Raw genomic sequence first — 14,466 nt, 5'->3', positions numbered from 1 at the left:
CTAGACCTGCTGCAGGGCGGCTCGCCAAGCCGGGGTGCTGCAGCTATAAAAGGGCACCATGTCGATCGCTGTCGGTCTCGCCCTGTTCGTCGCCACCATCCTGGGGATGGAAGTCTTTGCCTATGTCGTCCATCGCTGGGTGATGCATGGGCCTGGCTGGTTCCTGCACGAAAGCCACCACCGCCCACGCACGGGCAATTGGGAACTGAACGACTGGTATTTCGTGATTTTCGCCATGCCTTCGATCGTGCTGCTGGTGCTGGGGACAAGCGGGACGACCGGCGACTGGGCAACCTGGGTCGGGGCCGGCATTGCCGGCTATGGCGCGATCTATCTTGGGTTTCACGACATCATCGTCCACCGTCGTCTCGAAACCGGCTATGTCCCGCGCTCGCGCTACATGAAGCGGATCGTGCAGGCGCACCGGCTGCACCATGCGGTCGAGACCAAGCATGGCACGGTCAGCTTCGGCTTCATCTACGCCCCCAAGCCCGAGGTGCTGAAAGCTGAGCTGCAACGGCGCGGCCTTGCCGGTGTGCGAGCGGCAGGCGTGCAGAACGCCGCCGGACAATCGGTCGAATCGCGCTGAGGGCGGATCGGCAACCGGCATGACCGGTGAGTTCTGGTTCTATGCTCTCGCCGTCCCGGCGGTGATTCTACTCGGCCTTGCCAAGGGCGGCTTCTCTGGCATGGGCGCGCTATCGCTGCCGATGATCGCACTGGTGATCTCGCCAGTGCGGGCCGCCGCCATTCTGCTGCCGATCCTGATTGTTCAGGACGTCGTCAGCGTCTGGGCGTTTCGCAAAAGCTGGGACGGCTATGTGCTGGGGTGGACGCTGCCGGGTGCGGCGGTGGGCATTGCGCTCGGCTATCTGTTTGCCGCGCGCGTGTCTGCCGATGCGGTGCTGGGTCTGGTCGGTGGTATTTCGATTGTCTTCGGCTTCTACCGGCTGTGGATCGAGGGGGGCGGCATGCCGCGCGCGTCGACGGCGCCGGGCTGGATGGGGGCAGTTGCCGGGATCGCCTCGGGCTTCACCAGCCAGGTCGCGCATGCGGGCCAGCCGCCGTTCCAGCTGTGGGTACTGCCGCGCAATCTGCCGCGCGACGTGCTGGTTGGGACGACCGCCATCTTCTTCGCCGCCGTCAATTGGATCAAGGTGCCAGCCTATTGGGCGCTCGGCCAGTTCACGCCCGCCAATCTTGCCGTTGCCGCTATGCTGATGCCGGTTGCGATCAGCTCGACACTGGCGGGCGTATGGCTGGTGCGCCGTGTCCCGCCAGAGCGATTCTATACCGCCATCTATGTGCTGATGATCGCCGTGGGGGTGAAACTGGTGTGGGATGCGGTCAGTTAGCGCGTGCCAATAACCCCTCCCCTTTTGGGGAGGGGCTGGATCATGGACACGCTACCAAACAGCCTCAATCAAACAGTGACGACACGCTGCTTTCATCCGCGATCCGGCGGATCGCTTCGCCCAGCAGCGGCGCGATCGTCAGGTGGCGGATGCGGCCGGCGTCCTTGACCACTTCGTGGCTGCCGATCGTGTCGGTAATGACGAGTTCGGTCAGCGTCGAGCCTTCGACCCGCGCAACCGCTGCGCCGGACAACACGCCGTGGGTGCAATAGGCGACGACTTCCTCGGCCCCTGCCGCCTTGAGCGCGGCGGCGGCGTTGCACAAAGTGCCGGCCGAATCGACGATGTCGTCGATCAGGATGCAGAACCGCCCCTCGACATCGCCGATGATGTTCATGACTTCGCTTTCGCCCGCGCGCTCGCGCCGCTTGTCGACGATCGCGAGCGGGGCGTTGTCGAGCCGCTTGGCCAGCGCGCGCGCGCGCACCACGCCGCCGACATCGGGCGACACGACCATCAGGTTGCGCCCGCCATAGCGCGCTAGAATATCCGCCGACATCACGGGTGCGGCGAACAGATTGTCGGTCGGGATGTCGAAAAAGCCCTGGATCTGCCCCGCGTGCAGATCGATCGACAGCACGCGGTTGGCGCCCGCGACCGTGATGAGGTTTGCGACAAGCTTCGCTGAGATCGGCGTGCGCGGGGCGGGTTTGCGGTCCTGCCGCGCATAGCCGAAATAGGGGACGACCGCCGTGATCCGCCGCGCCGACGCGCGTTTCAGCGCATCGATGCAGATCAGCAGCTCCATCAGATTGTCGTTCGCCGGATAGCCGGTCGACTGGAGCACGAAGACATCTTCGCCGCGGACATTTTCGTTGATCTCGACAAAGACTTCCTCGTCGGCGAAGCGGCGCACGCTCGCGTCGGTGACCTTGATCTCGAGATAGTCGGCAACCGCCTTGGCCAGCGGCAGGTTCGAATTGCCGGTCATCAATTTCATTGCAGCATCCCCTGGCGGCCCATGTCCGCCAATAGAACGCCGATTCGCATTGCTGCAAGGGCTCTTGCGCGCGACATGAGATGATGTATCATTCCCTTTGCATCGGGCAACGACTCGGCGCGGATTGAGGATGGAGAAGGCCATGGAAAGCACGCGTTACGCAGCAAGTGCGGGCAGCCGCCCCGCCAGTCTCGCGATGTCGGCAGCGGTCGTTGCTCTGGCGGTCGCCGGCATCATCTTTGCTGCCCCCCGCATCACCGACCGCATCATCAGCGAGGGGCCGATCACCATCTACCCCGTGCCGATCCCGCCCGATCCGCAGCCGCTGCCCAAACCGCAGCCGAAGCAGGCGCAAAAGGCCGCCCTTAGCCACGAAGCCAAGCCCGTGCAGCCGCAAGTCGATGTTTGGACCCCGCCGACTGGCCCAATCCTGGCGGCAGGCGACCCGGTCACGATCGATCCCGCGCCCGGCGATGGTGTCGGCATCGGGACCGGCACCGGCACGGCCATTGACCCCCCGGCGCCGCCGGTCCTGATCGAACCGGTGGCCGATCCGCGCTATGCGCGCGATTTCCAGCCGCTCTATCCCGGCGACGAGCGGCGGTTGGGGCGTGAAGGCCTCGTTATCGTCAATGTCCTGATCGGCACCGACGGCCGCGTGAAGCAGGTCGAGAAGATCAGCGCGCCGAGCGATGCCTTTTTCGAAACGACGCGGCGTCAGGCGCTCAGTAAATGGCGGTTCCGTGCCGCGACGCGCGGCGGCGAGCCGATCGAGCGCTGGCGGCGGATGCGCGTCAACTTCGTGCTGACCGACGAATAGCCGGGCGCAAAATGGGGGCTGGCCCGGTGGCTGCCCCCATCCTATCTTGGCTGCATGTCGTTCTTCACGCGTTTTGCGCCCGTTGGGGCGATCATGGACCTGCGCCGCTATCTGGCCAGCCGGCCGCCATATGAGATCGGCGGGCTGTTCGGCGCGATTGCAGTGACGATGGTGGTCGTCACGGTCCTGGTGCAGGATTCATCGAGCATCAAAGTGCCCTACGAACGCAAGATCATTTATGTCGAACAATGGTCGGCGAACCGCACCGATGCCGAAATCATCGCCCAGCAGAAGATCGACAAGGTCAAGCGCGACCGCGAACTGGCTGAGCTCGACCGTTTGAAAAAGAAGAAGCAGGCCGAGTTCAAGCGGCTCGACGACAAGCTCAGGGCCTACGGCTTCTGACCGCCGCCGACGACGCGCGCTGGATGGCGGCAGCGCTGGCGCTCGGCGAGCGTGGGCGCGGGCGGACCGCGCCCAACCCGTGCGTCGGCTGTGTGATTGTACAGGATGGCCGCGTCGTCGGGCGCGGCTGGACCCAACCCGGCGGGCGACCGCATGCCGAAGCGATGGCCATTGCCCAGGCCGGTGAAGCGGCGCGGGAGGCAACGGCCTATGTCACGCTCGAGCCGTGCTCGGTGCGCGGCGGGCGCGGGCCAGCTTGTGCCGATGTGCTGGTCGAGGCGGGCGTGTCGCGAGTCGTCGCTGCGCTGCAGGACCCTTTCCACAAGATCGACGGCGCCGGATTTGCCCTTTTGCGCGCGGCCGGGATCGCGGTGACGATCGGCCCCGGGGCAGCCGCCGCCGAAGCTTCGATGCTGGGGTTTCTGACCCGCCAGCGGCTGGGGCGGCCGGCTGTGACGCTGAAACTCGCCACTTCGCTCGACGGCCAGATCGCGCGCGCCGATGGCGAAAGCCAGTGGATCACCGGTGCCGAGGCGCGCGCCCATGCACATCTCGAACGCGCGCGGCATGACGCCATTCTCGTTGGACGCGGCACTTACGATGCTGACGCGCCGCGACTCGACGTGCGGTTGCCGGGTCTCGAGCCGCGCTCGCCGCGGCGGGTGTTGCTGACCAGTGGGCCGGCGCCCGACGGGTGGCAGGCGATTGCCCACCCCACCGACATTACAAAGCTCGACGCCGTCAACGACCTGCTCGTCGAGGGCGGCGCGGCGACGGCGGCTGCCTTTCTCGCGGCTGATCTGGTCGATCGGCTGTTGCTCTACCGCGCGCCGATCCTGATCGGGGCGGGCAAGGCGGCGCTCGGTGACATCGGCCTGAGCGCGCTCGCCGAAGCGCATGGCCGCTGGCAGCTTGCCGACAGCCGGATGCTTGGCAGCGACCGGCTCGACGCCTATGTCCGCGCGTGAGGGGAAGCGCGCATGTTCACCGGCATCATCACCGACATCGGCACGATCGAGAGCGTCGAAACGCGCGGCGACACCCGCGTCGTGATCCGCACGGCCTATGACACCACCACCGTCGATCTCGGCGCTTCGATCGCCTGCTCGGGCGTCTGCCTCACCGTCGTCGACAAGGGGCCGGGCTGGTTCGCGGTCGATGTGTCGGGGGAGACGCTGCGCCGCACCGCGCAGGGCGACTGGGCACCCGGCCGCCGGTTGAACCTGGAGCGCGCGATGAAGCTCGGCGACGAGCTCGGCGGGCATATCGTTACGGGCCATGTCGACGGGATTGCAGAGATCGTCAGCGTTACGCCCGAAGGCGATTCGAAGCGGATCGCCATCAGCCTGCCATCGACGCTCGCGCCCTATGTCGCGGCGAAGGGATCGGTGACGGTCGACGGCGTCTCGCTGACCGTCAACGAAGTCGCCGACCAGGCCGATGGCAGCACGCACTTCTCGATCAACCTGATCCCGCACACGCAGGCGGTGACGACGCTCGGCGCGCTGGCGCCCGGGCAGCCGGTCAACATCGAGATCGACGTGCTCGCGCGCTACCTCTTCCGCATGGAGCAATATCGCGCTTTGACACGGTGATGTGATCGTTTCGGCTTGCATTCACATTGAGATGTGATATTGCGGCTCCATGAGCAGCAATCTGATCGACCGTATCCGTCGCCTCGTCACCGAAGGCGGCATGTCGCGTTCCGGCCTCGCCCGCGCCGCGGGGCTCCATGCCAACACGCTCCGCGATATCGACGCCCCGGATTGGAATCCTACCGCCGAGACGCTGCGCAAGCTCGAAACCGTCTTGTTCGCGAGCGATGACGGCGATGTGCTGGTGCCGATCGAGGAGATCATCGAGGAAGCGCGCAACGGCCGCATGTTCATCCTCGTCGATGACGAGGACCGCGAGAATGAGGGCGACCTCGTCATCCCCGCGCAGATGGCGACGCCCGACGCGATCAATTTCATGGCCACCTATGGCCGCGGGCTGATCTGCCTGTCGCTCACCAAGGCGCGCGTCGATCAGCTCGGCCTGTCGCTGATGAGCCGGGCCAATGGCACCCGCCACGAAACCGCCTTCACCACCTCGATCGAGGCGCGCGACGGGGTGACGACTGGCATCTCCGCGCACGACCGCGCGCGCACGATCGCGGTTGCGATCGATGCAGCCAAGGGCAAGGACGAGATCGTCACCCCCGGCCATGTCTTCCCGCTGGTCGCGCGCGACGGCGGCGTGCTGGTGCGCGCGGGGCACACCGAAGCCGCGGTCGATGTCGCGCGGCTCGCCGGGCTCAATCCTTCCGGGGTGATCTGCGAGATCATGCGCGACGACGGCACGATGGCGCGGATGGACGACCTGATCCCGTTCGCGCAGCGCCACGGGCTCAAGATCGGCACGATCCGCGACCTGATTGCGTACCGCCGCCGCCACGACCATCTCGTCGAAAAGACCGCCGAAATCAGCTTCCACAGCCGCTGGGGCGGCGACTGGCGGGCGATGACCTTCCGCAACAAGGCGACCGGCGACGAGCTGATCGCGTTGCAGAAGGGCAAGATCACGCCCGATGCGCCGACGCTGGTGCGGATGCACACCATGTCGATGTTCGTCGATGTGTTCGGCGAGGAATCCGAACGATCGGGTCTGCTCGCGCAATCGATGGAGCTGATCGCGCGCGAAGGGACGGGCGTGATCGTCGTCATCAACAAGCCGATGCAGGGCATCGTCTCGCGCTTCATCGCGCTGCGCCACGAAGGGAAAGGCGCCGGCGACCCGCAGGTCGAGGAGCTGCGCGACTACGGTATCGGTGCGCAAGTGCTGGCGGAGCTGGGCGTGCAGGACATGGTGCTGCTGACCAACACGCACCACACGCTGGTGGGCCTGCAGGGCTACGGCCTGTCGATCGTCGGCGAACGCCCGATCCCGTGCACGGCGGGGGAGTAATGCGAACGGGCGCCGATGAAGCGCGCGCGCCCAAATATGCCCATATCGAGCGCGAGCGACGCTGGCTGGTCGACTGCATGGTGCGCCCCGCGCTCGATGGCTTGCCCTTCGTTCTGATCGATGATCGCTACCTATTGGGCACGAGGATGCGTTTGCGCCGCATGACCGAAAGCGGCTCCGGTGCGGTTTCGCTCAAGCTGACCAAGAAGTACGAAGCAAATGATCCGCTCGCGAGGCCAATCGTTACCAGCTATCTGACCGAGGACGAGTTCTCGCTGCTGGCGACACTCCCCGCGCACCCGCTCGTTAAACGACGCTTTCAGCTGGCGAGCGGTGGTCAGTCGTTCAGCGGCGATCAGTTCGCAGGGCAGCTTTCAGGTCTTGAGCTGGCCGAAATCGAATGGTCCGACGATGCCGGACTGCGGGCCTTGCATGCACCTGATTGGACAGTACGAGAAGTCAGCCACGATCATCGTTATCAAGGCGCCGCACTCGCGCAATTCGGCATTCCGGAGGAACACCCATGGCCCGCATCCTGATCGTCGAAGCCCGCTTCTATGACCACCTCAACGACCTGCTGATCGAAGGCGCGCGCACCGCGATCGAGGCGGCGGGGCATATCCATGAGACGATCACCGTCCCCGGTGCGCTGGAAGTGCCGGGCGCGATCGCCTTTGCCAGCGAGAGCGGGCGGTACGATGCCTATGTCGCGCTCGGCGTTGTCATTCGCGGCGAGACCTATCATTTCGAAATCGTCGCGGGCGAAAGCGCGCGCGGGCTGATGGCGCTCAGCATGGACGGGCTGTGCGTCGGCAACGGCATCCTCACCACCGAGAACGAAGCCCAGGCACTCACCCGCGCCCGCCCGACCGAAAAGGACAAGGGTGGCGAGGCTGCGAAGGCGGCACTCGCGATGCTCGCGGTCAAGGGCCGCTTTTCCTGAGCCCCATTGTGGGCTTGGCGGGTCGCGCGCCGTTACTTATACCGGTGTAAGTAACGGCGGGAGCGTGCATCGATGGCCTATGCCCACACTTATGAGGCCAATCCGCATTGGTTGCCCAAGCAGCCGAGCCGCGATCTGCGCCACATTCCCGGCGAAGACGGGCTGCCGCTGATCGGCAATACCTTTCGCATGTTGCGCGATCCGGTGGCGTTCGGGCGGCACATGGTGTCGAGCTATGGCCGCGTCTATCGCAATACCGCGCTCGGCGGCACCACCGTCACGCTGCTAGGCCCCGAAGCGAACGAGCTGGTGTTGTTCGACCGCGACCGCATCTTTTCGTCCGAACAGGGCTGGGGGCCGCTGCTCAACCTGCTGTTCCCGCGCGGGCTGATGCTGATGGATTTCGACAAGCACCGCGCCGACCGCCGCACCCTGTCGGTCGCGTTCAAGCCCGAGCCCATGCGCCATTATGCCGAAGGGTTGAACCGCGGCATCGCCCGCGCGGTGAGCGGCTGGGCGAACCAGCCAATGCGCTTTTACGACGCGATCAAGGCACTGACGCTCGACCTTGCCGCCGAGAGCTTCCTCGGCATGGAACTGGGCCCCGAGGCGAAGCGCATCAACCAGGCGTTCGTCGATGAAGTCCAGGCATCGGTGACGCCGATCCGCATCCCGCTGCCCGGATCGCAGATGCGCAAGGGAACTCAGGCGCGCGCCTATCTGATCGATCTGTTCAAGCGCGAGATCCCGAAGCGCCGCGCCGGCGACGGGCAGGATTTCTTCTCGCATTTCTGCCGCGCGACCGACGAGCAGGGCCAGCCGCTTTCCGACGATGCGATCGCTGACCACATGAATTTCCTGATGATGGCCGCGCACGACACGATCACCTCGTCGGCGACATCGCTGGTCATGCTGCTCGGTCGCCATACCGAATGGCAGGACAAGCTTCGCGACGAAGTGACGGCGCTGGGCCTCAACGACGACGACGGACTGGCGCATGGCCAGCTCGACCGGCTGACGCTGACCGATTACGCTTTCCGCGAAGCGCTGCGGTTCATGCCGCCGGTGCCGTCGCTGCCTCGCCGCGCGCTCAAAGATTTCGAATTCGGGGGTTATCGAATCCCGGCGGGGACGTCGGTCGGCGTCTCACCGGCGTTCACCCACCACATGCCCGAACATTGGCCCGAGCCGGAGAAATTCGATCCGATGCGCTTCGCGCCCGACGTTGTACGGGCGCGGCACAAATATGCGTGGATCCCCTTCGGCGGCGGCGCGCATATGTGCCTGGGGCTGCATTTTGCTGAAATGCAGACGCGTATCCTGATCGCGCAACTGCTGCGCCGTTACCGGATCGAGCTCGACGAAGGCGCCGGGGCGCAGTGGCAAGCCTGGCCGATCCCGCGCCCGAAGGACGGATTGCCGCTCAGGTTCGTGCCGATCGGCTGAGCTATTCGACCGGCGTTCCCGCCGATGCGGGCGCCGATCCGTCGAGGTACGTCGTCGACCACGGCCCCGAAGCGACGCCGATGATCACCGTGTCGACGTCGGTCCCATCAAAGTGGACCGCGCCAGCGGGCACGACCAGGACGCTCCCGACTGGATAGCGCCGCGCCCTCGCCCGGTCGGGATGGTCGCCATACCCGAGGCCGAGCGTCCCCTTTGCGACAAAGACCCGCGCGGTCGTGCTGTGACGGTGGGGCCCATCCCACACCCCCGCGGGAATGGCGAAGGCATAAGTGAAGCTCGCGCCCGGCGCAGCGCGATCGCCTTCGAGCAGCGCATAGCGTGTGCCATTGGCCGCAGCGCGTTGCCACGGGATCGCATCGGGCGCCCAGCCGCCTGGCCGCTCGACCGGGGGCGCCAGCGCGAGCGCCCCCGTGGCCACGATCATCGTCGTCACTGCCGCTGCCATCCACCGCATTGCCCGATCCTCCTGCCGGAGCGACCATGGCAGCGCGGAGAGGCAGTTGCGTTCCGATCCTTGCGCTCAAATCACGCCGTCGCCGCCTCCAGCGCCGGATAGTCGGTGTAGCCTTCTGCCCCTTGGCTGTACCAGGTCGCCATTACGTCGGGGTTGAGCGGCGCGCCTGCCTTCAGTCGCGCCGGCAGATCAGGGTTGGCGAGGAAGGTGCGCCCGAAGCTGATCGCATCGGCAACGCCCGAATCGATCGCTGCCTGTGCCTGTTCGGCGCTGACATAATCCGAATTGAGCACCAGCGGCGCGCTGAACACCTCGCGGATAGCGGGCGACTGGCGCGGCACATCGGTGCGGCCGAAAGTGCCGTCGGGGCCGGGCTCGCGCAATTCGAGGAAAGCAATGCCGATGTCGGCGAGCGCGCGTGCCGCGGGGACGAACACGCTCGGCGCGTTGCTGTCGTCGACGCCTTGCGAATCGCCATTGGGCGACAGCCGCACCGCCGTGCGATCGGCGCCCGCGACACTCGCGACGCGCTCGGTCACTTCGCGCAGCAGGCGGATGCGGTTTTCCGGCGCGCCACCATAGGCATCAGCGCGGTGATTGCTGCCGTCGCGCAGGAACTGGTCGATCAGATAGCCATTGGCGGCGTGGATCTGCACGCCGTCGAATCCGGCCGCAATCGCATTGGCGGTCGCGCGCGCGTAATCGTCGAGCAGGCGCGGGATTTCGGCGATGTCGAGCGGGCGCGCCTGATCATAAGGCTGGCGCCCGACATAGGTATGCGCCTTGCCCGGCGCGGTGGTGGCCGAGGCCGACACCGGCGCTGCGCCATCGTTGAAGCTCGAATGCACGACGCGGCCCATGTGCCAGATCTGCGCGACGATCTTGCCGCCGGCGGCGTGGACGGCCGCCGTCACCGGCTTCCACGCTTCGGCCTGTTCGTCGGTCCACAGCCCCGGCGCGAACGGCCAGCCGAGTCCTTCGCGGCTGATGCCCGTCGCTTCGCTGATGATCAGCCCGGCGCTCGCGCGCTGGGCATAATAGTCGGCCATGATCGGCGTCGGCACATGCTCCTTGGTCGCACGGCCGCGCGTCAACGGCGCCATCAGCACGCGATTGGCGGCGGAAATCGCCCCAAGCTGGATCGGATCGAACAGGTTCGGCATCGGCAAACTCCTTGAAACCGAGTAGGCGCCATTGGCAGGCGACGCAGCGCATCTAGCGCGCTACAGCGCCTGCCGCACCCTTTGCGTGCCCCAAGAAATTCTAGAGTGCCCCCAACCGAGCATGACAGCCGACGATCACCGCCCGCCCGCCAGCGCCTTTGTCGCGGTGATCATTGCCAATGTCGCGCTTGCCTTTGGCCCGTGGTTCGTGCGGATGGCCGATACCGGGCCGGTCGCATCGGCCTTCTGGCGGATCACGCTTGCGGCGCCATTGCTGGTCGCGATGGCGCTCGCGACCGGCTGGCGGCCGCACGGGCTGGGGCGCGGATTGTGGCTGACGCTGGCGCTGGCGGGCGTGTGCTTTGCCGCCGACCTGGGGAGCTGGCACATCGGCATCCTGCGCACCACGTTGGCGAACGCGACGCTGTTCGGCAATTCGGCGACGCTGATCTTTCCTATTTACGGCTTCATCGCCGCGCGCGCGCTGCCCAGCCGGATGCAGGGCTTTGCGCTGTTGCTTGCCTTCATCGGCGCCGGGCTGTTGATGGGCCGATCGTACAGTCTCGATCCGCGCCATCTGGCGGGTGATCTGTTCTGCCTGCTCGCCGGGATTCTCTACGCGGCCTATTTCATCCTGATGGCACGCGCGCGCGCGACGATGCCGCCGCTGCCCGCGCTTGCGCTGTCGACCCTGGCGAGCATCGCGCCGCTGCTGCTGTTCGCGATCCTGCTCGGCGAGCGGATCGTGCCTGACCATTGGGGCGCGCTGATCGGCCTTGCGCTCGCCAGCCAGGTGCTGGGGCAAGGCATGATGATCTATGCGCTCGGCAAGCTGTCGCCGCTGGTGGTGGGGATTGCGCTGCTGGTGCAGCCGATGGTGGCGGCGACCGTCGGCTGGATCGTTTATGACGAGCGGCTGGGGCTCGCCGACCTGACCGGCGCGCTGCTGGTCGCGGTCGCGCTGGTGCTGGTGCGGCGCGGGCGCTAAGACACAGCGATGACGACTCCGATCCCCGCCGACGCCACGCTCGACGAAATCCGCCTTGGCCTTGCCCCGCTGATTGCCGCCAATGCCGCCTTCGATGGGTGGACCGCCGATGCCGTCAAGCTCGCCGCGCGGCAGTCAGGCGTCGATGCCGATGTCGCCGCGCTCGCGTTCAAGGACGGCGCGGTCGCGATGATCGACGCGTGGTTCGCGCATATCGATGCCGTTATGGTGGCGGCGCTTCCGGCCGAGGCGCTCGCGGGCATGAAGATCCGCGAACGGATCGCCCGCCAGGTCGAGGCGCGGCTGAGCGAACTCGCCCCGCACCGCGATGCGCTGCGCCGTGCCGTGGCGATCCTTGCCATGCCGCAGAATGTTCCGCGCGCGACGCGGCTGGGCTGGCGCAGCGTCGACCTGATGTGGCGGCAGGCCGGCGACACCGCGAGCGATTACAACCACTACACCAAGCGCGCGATCCTCGGCAGCGTCTATGCCGCCACGATTACTGTCTTCCTGAACGACGAAAGCGAAGACTGGGCCGACACCCGCGACTTCCTCGCGCGGCGGATCGAGGGGATCATGCGCTTCGAAAAGGCCAAGGCGGGGTTCATCGCCCGCACCGAGAATTTGCCCAGCCTGTCGCGCTTCATCGGCCGGTTGCGCTATCCGGTCGTTTGACGATTGCCGGATTGACTCCAGTCAAGGTGCTTGCACTTTCTTGCGATTAATTATCAGCCGCCGCTTGGCGCGTTATTGATAACCACTCGCAAAAGAGTTAGTCCGCAACGATGCAGAGTCGGATCAGCCTCGAACAGCTTGCGTTGCGCCAGCAGGCCACCGTCGCGGCGATCGACTGGGCGCGCCTTGCCGATCCCGAGGCCCGCCGGTTGCGCGAACTTGGCTTCGATGAAGGCGTTGGCGTCGAAGTGTTGCACCGCGCAACTTTGGGCAAGGGCCCGATCGCGTGCCGGATCGGCCGGATGACGGTGGCGCTGCGCCGCGCCGTCGCCGGGACGATCCAGGTATCGCTGCTCGCGCCCGCCGAATGATCGCGCCTCATTGATGAACGCCGCGCCGCTCGTGGCGCTGGTCGGCAATCCCAATGCCGGCAAGAGCGCTCTGTTCAATGCGCTGACCGGCGCGCGCCAGAAGGTCGGCAATTATCCCGGCGTTACCGTCGAGCGGCGATCGGGGCGGCTGATGCTGCCCGACGGCCGTCCGGTCGAGCTGGTCGACTTGCCCGGCGCCTATAGCCTCGATCCGAGCAGCCCCGACGAGCGCGTGACGCGCGACGTCATCACCGGCAGCCAGGCGGGCGAGCGACTGCCCGATGCGCTGGTGATCGTGCTCGACGCCGCCAATCTCGACAATCACCTGCGCTTCGCGCTGCAACTGATCGCGCTCGGCATGCCGGTGGTGGTCGCGCTCAACATGGTCGATCTGGCCGAACGCGACGGGCTGGTGCTCGACTCCGAGGCGCTCGCGCGCGAGCTCGGCGTGCCTGTGGTGCCGACCGTGGCGGTCCGCAAGCGCGGGCTCGATGTGCTGAGCGGTGAAGTGGCAAAGCTCGTCAACCACGGCGGCGCGATCCGGGTGCGCGGCGGCGACGGGCGGATCGAGGACGACATCGCCGTGCTGCAACGGCGCGCCCGCGCGATTGCGATGCGCGCGATCGTCTCCGAAACGCCGACGCGGCGGCTGACGCACAGCCTCGACGGCATTGCCCTGCACCCGGTCTGGGGCACGCTGCTGCTGCTGACGATCCTATTCCTGATGTTCCAGGCGGTGTTCAGCTGGGCGCAGGCGCCGGCTGACGCTATCGACGCAGGCTTTGCCGCGCTCAGCCAGGCCGTTAGCGCGGCGCTGCCCGACGGATTCCTGCGCGGGCTGCTGACCGAAGGGATCATCGCCGGGGTCGGTGCGGTCATCGTCTTCCTGCCGCAGATCCTAATCCTTTTCCTGTTCATCCTGTTGCTCGAGGCATCGGGCTATATGGTGCGCGCCGCCTTCCTGATGGACCGGGTGATGGCGGTGGCGGGCCTTTCGGGCCGCGCCTTCATTCCGCTGCTGTCGTCGTTCGCCTGCGCGGTGCCAGGCATCATGGCGACGCGCACGATCGAGGACGAGAAGGACCGGCTGACGACGATCCTGATCGCGCCGCTGATGACCTGTTCGGCGCGGCTGCCGGTCTATACCGTCGTCATCGGCGCGCTGATCCCGAATCGGCAGGTGCTGCCGTTCGTCGGGCTGCAGGGGCTGGTGCTGTTTGTGCTTTATGTGTTCGGCATCGTCGGCGCGTTCGTCGCGGCGATTATATTGCGGCGGACGGTGACCAAGGGTGCCTCGTCGGGCTTCATGATGGAGATGCCGAAATACCAGCTGCCGCGCTTCCGCGACGTCGCGCTCGGGCTGTGGAGCCGTGCCTACAGCTTCCTGCGGCGCGCAGGCACCATCATCCTCGCGTCGACCGTCGTGCTGTGGCTGCTGCTGTCCTATCCCAAGCCGCCCGCCGGGAGCAGCGTGACGCCGGTCGATTATTCGATTGCCGGCCGCATCGCCAATGGCCTTGCCGTCGTGACCAAGCCGATCGGCTTCGACCGCGACATTGCGCTCGCGCTGATCCCGGCGATGGCGGCGCGCGAGATTGCAGTCGCCGCCCTCGGCACTGTCTATGCAGTCGACGCCCCCGATGATGCGCGCGGGCAGGCCGCGATCACGCAAGCGCTGCAGAAGCGCTGGTCGCTGCCGACTGCGCTCGCCTTCCTGATGTGGTTCGTGTTCGCGCCGCAGTGCATCTCGACGATTGCTGTCACCCGGCGCGAGACCAACTCTTGGGCGTGGCCCGCCTTCATGGTTGGCTATCTGTTCGCGCTGGCCTACATCGCTGCAGGGGCGACTTACTGGGCCGCCATGGCACTTGGATTGTAG

Annotated in this window: 17 protein-coding genes; 14 read left to right on the top strand and 3 right to left on the bottom strand. The window is 66.4% G+C overall.

What is annotated here, in order from left to right:
• The first annotated feature begins 58 nt into the window (after positions 1-58).
• Complete coding sequence (locus AX672_RS02530) at positions 59-589, top strand: sterol desaturase family protein (protein ID WP_066647674.1); 531 nt, start codon at positions 59-61, stop codon at positions 587-589.
• Between the two features lie 19 nt (positions 590-608).
• Positions 609-1,355, top strand: a complete 747-nt coding sequence (locus tag AX672_RS02525) for a sulfite exporter TauE/SafE family protein (protein ID WP_066647673.1) — start codon at positions 609-611, stop codon at positions 1,353-1,355.
• 64 nt (positions 1,356-1,419) lie between these two features.
• Here AX672_RS02525 and AX672_RS02520 read toward each other — a convergent pair whose 3' ends face one another.
• Positions 1,420-2,355, bottom strand: a complete 936-nt coding sequence (locus AX672_RS02520; RefSeq protein ID WP_066647672.1) for a ribose-phosphate pyrophosphokinase — start codon at positions 2,353-2,355, stop codon at positions 1,420-1,422.
• 142 nt (positions 2,356-2,497) lie between these two features.
• Between AX672_RS02520 and AX672_RS02515 the strand changes: the two genes are divergently transcribed.
• The 8 genes from AX672_RS02515 to AX672_RS02480 all read left to right on the top strand — a co-directional run bounded on the left by AX672_RS02515 (position 2,498) and on the right by AX672_RS02480 (position 8,915).
• Positions 2,498-3,175, top strand: a complete 678-nt coding sequence (locus AX672_RS02515; protein ID WP_082730341.1) for an energy transducer TonB — start codon at positions 2,498-2,500, stop codon at positions 3,173-3,175.
• A 93-nt stretch (positions 3,176-3,268) separates the two neighbouring features.
• Positions 3,269-3,580, top strand: a complete 312-nt coding sequence (locus AX672_RS02510) for a hypothetical protein (RefSeq protein ID WP_231731125.1) — start codon at positions 3,269-3,271, stop codon at positions 3,578-3,580.
• Positions 3,577-4,548 carry a bifunctional diaminohydroxyphosphoribosylaminopyrimidine deaminase/5-amino-6-(5-phosphoribosylamino)uracil reductase RibD gene (gene ribD / locus AX672_RS02505; RefSeq protein ID WP_331711159.1) on the top strand — a complete coding sequence of 324 codons (972 nt, stop codon included), beginning with the start codon at positions 3,577-3,579 and terminating at the stop codon, positions 4,546-4,548. The genes AX672_RS02510 and ribD overlap by 4 nt, the downstream gene beginning before the upstream one ends.
• Positions 4,549-4,560: 12 nt before the next feature.
• The gene (locus AX672_RS02500; protein WP_066647650.1) at positions 4,561-5,175 is read left to right on the top strand and encodes a riboflavin synthase; all 615 of its coding nucleotides are present in this window, start codon (positions 4,561-4,563) and stop codon (positions 5,173-5,175) included.
• 49 nt (positions 5,176-5,224) lie between these two features.
• Complete coding sequence (gene ribB, locus AX672_RS02495; protein ID WP_066647648.1) at positions 5,225-6,526, top strand: 3,4-dihydroxy-2-butanone-4-phosphate synthase; 1,302 nt, start codon at positions 5,225-5,227, stop codon at positions 6,524-6,526.
• Positions 6,526-7,065, top strand: coding sequence for a hypothetical protein (locus AX672_RS02490; protein WP_066647647.1), 540 nt, complete (start codon positions 6,526-6,528; stop codon positions 7,063-7,065). The genes ribB and AX672_RS02490 overlap by 1 nt, the downstream gene beginning before the upstream one ends.
• The gene (gene ribH, locus AX672_RS02485) at positions 7,050-7,469 is read left to right on the top strand and encodes a 6,7-dimethyl-8-ribityllumazine synthase (RefSeq protein ID WP_066647643.1); all 420 of its coding nucleotides are present in this window, start codon (positions 7,050-7,052) and stop codon (positions 7,467-7,469) included. The genes AX672_RS02490 and ribH overlap by 16 nt, the downstream gene beginning before the upstream one ends.
• Before the next feature lie 72 nt (positions 7,470-7,541).
• Positions 7,542-8,915 (top strand): cytochrome P450, encoded by a 1,374-nt coding sequence (locus AX672_RS02480; protein ID WP_066647640.1) that lies wholly within the window; start codon positions 7,542-7,544, stop codon positions 8,913-8,915.
• Between the two features lies 1 nt (position 8,916).
• Here AX672_RS02480 and AX672_RS02475 read toward each other — a convergent pair whose 3' ends face one another.
• The gene (locus tag AX672_RS02475) at positions 8,917-9,390 is read right to left on the bottom strand and encodes a cupin domain-containing protein (protein ID WP_168727293.1); all 474 of its coding nucleotides are present in this window, start codon (positions 9,388-9,390) and stop codon (positions 8,917-8,919) included.
• Between the two features lie 71 nt (positions 9,391-9,461).
• The gene (locus AX672_RS02470) at positions 9,462-10,553 is read right to left on the bottom strand and encodes an alkene reductase (protein WP_066647634.1); all 1,092 of its coding nucleotides are present in this window, start codon (positions 10,551-10,553) and stop codon (positions 9,462-9,464) included.
• Between the two features lie 121 nt (positions 10,554-10,674).
• On the opposite strand from AX672_RS02470, the gene AX672_RS02465 reads away from it, so the two are divergent.
• From AX672_RS02465 to feoB, 4 genes are all read left to right on the top strand, one after another.
• Positions 10,675-11,541 carry a DMT family transporter gene (locus tag AX672_RS02465; RefSeq protein WP_066647626.1) on the top strand — a complete coding sequence of 289 codons (867 nt, stop codon included), beginning with the start codon at positions 10,675-10,677 and terminating at the stop codon, positions 11,539-11,541.
• 9 nt (positions 11,542-11,550) lie between these two features.
• Positions 11,551-12,216 (top strand): COQ9 family protein, encoded by a 666-nt coding sequence (locus tag AX672_RS02460; RefSeq protein ID WP_066647623.1) that lies wholly within the window; start codon positions 11,551-11,553, stop codon positions 12,214-12,216.
• A 110-nt stretch (positions 12,217-12,326) separates the two neighbouring features.
• On the top strand, positions 12,327-12,587 hold the full coding sequence (locus AX672_RS02455) for a FeoA family protein (protein WP_066647620.1): 261 nt from the start codon (positions 12,327-12,329) through the stop codon (positions 12,585-12,587).
• Between the two features lie 13 nt (positions 12,588-12,600).
• Positions 12,601-14,466 (top strand): ferrous iron transport protein B, encoded by a 1,866-nt coding sequence (gene feoB, locus AX672_RS02450; RefSeq protein ID WP_066647619.1) that lies wholly within the window; start codon positions 12,601-12,603, stop codon positions 14,464-14,466.

Origin of the sequence: Sphingomonas sp. CCH10-B3, assembly GCF_001556185.1 — a bacterium.
Taxonomy (GTDB): Bacteria; Pseudomonadota; Alphaproteobacteria; order Sphingomonadales; family Sphingomonadaceae; genus Sphingomonas; species Sphingomonas aquatica.
This window is presented reverse-complemented; position numbering and strand designations above follow the sequence as displayed.

Coding starts and splice junctions, on each gene's coding strand:
- AX672_RS02530 (WP_066647674.1), top strand. CDS start 59: ATGTCGATCGCTGTCGGTCTCGCCCTGTTCGTCGCCACCATCCTGGGG.
- AX672_RS02525 (WP_066647673.1), top strand. CDS start 609: ATGACCGGTGAGTTCTGGTTCTATGCTCTCGCCGTCCCGGCGGTGATT.
- AX672_RS02520 (WP_066647672.1), bottom strand. CDS start 2,355: ATGAAATTGATGACCGGCAATTCGAACCTGCCGCTGGCCAAGGCGGTT.
- AX672_RS02515 (WP_082730341.1), top strand. CDS start 2,498: ATGGAAAGCACGCGTTACGCAGCAAGTGCGGGCAGCCGCCCCGCCAGT.
- AX672_RS02510 (WP_231731125.1), top strand. CDS start 3,269: ATGGACCTGCGCCGCTATCTGGCCAGCCGGCCGCCATATGAGATCGGC.
- AX672_RS02500 (WP_066647650.1), top strand. CDS start 4,561: ATGTTCACCGGCATCATCACCGACATCGGCACGATCGAGAGCGTCGAA.
- ribB (WP_066647648.1), top strand. CDS start 5,225: ATGAGCAGCAATCTGATCGACCGTATCCGTCGCCTCGTCACCGAAGGC.
- AX672_RS02490 (WP_066647647.1), top strand. CDS start 6,526: ATGCGAACGGGCGCCGATGAAGCGCGCGCGCCCAAATATGCCCATATC.
- ribH (WP_066647643.1), top strand. CDS start 7,050: ATGGCCCGCATCCTGATCGTCGAAGCCCGCTTCTATGACCACCTCAAC.
- AX672_RS02480 (WP_066647640.1), top strand. CDS start 7,542: ATGGCCTATGCCCACACTTATGAGGCCAATCCGCATTGGTTGCCCAAG.
- AX672_RS02475 (WP_168727293.1), bottom strand. CDS start 9,390: ATGCGGTGGATGGCAGCGGCAGTGACGACGATGATCGTGGCCACGGGG.
- AX672_RS02470 (WP_066647634.1), bottom strand. CDS start 10,553: ATGCCGAACCTGTTCGATCCGATCCAGCTTGGGGCGATTTCCGCCGCC.
- AX672_RS02465 (WP_066647626.1), top strand. CDS start 10,675: ATGACAGCCGACGATCACCGCCCGCCCGCCAGCGCCTTTGTCGCGGTG.
- AX672_RS02460 (WP_066647623.1), top strand. CDS start 11,551: ATGACGACTCCGATCCCCGCCGACGCCACGCTCGACGAAATCCGCCTT.
- AX672_RS02455 (WP_066647620.1), top strand. CDS start 12,327: ATGCAGAGTCGGATCAGCCTCGAACAGCTTGCGTTGCGCCAGCAGGCC.
- feoB (WP_066647619.1), top strand. CDS start 12,601: ATGAACGCCGCGCCGCTCGTGGCGCTGGTCGGCAATCCCAATGCCGGC.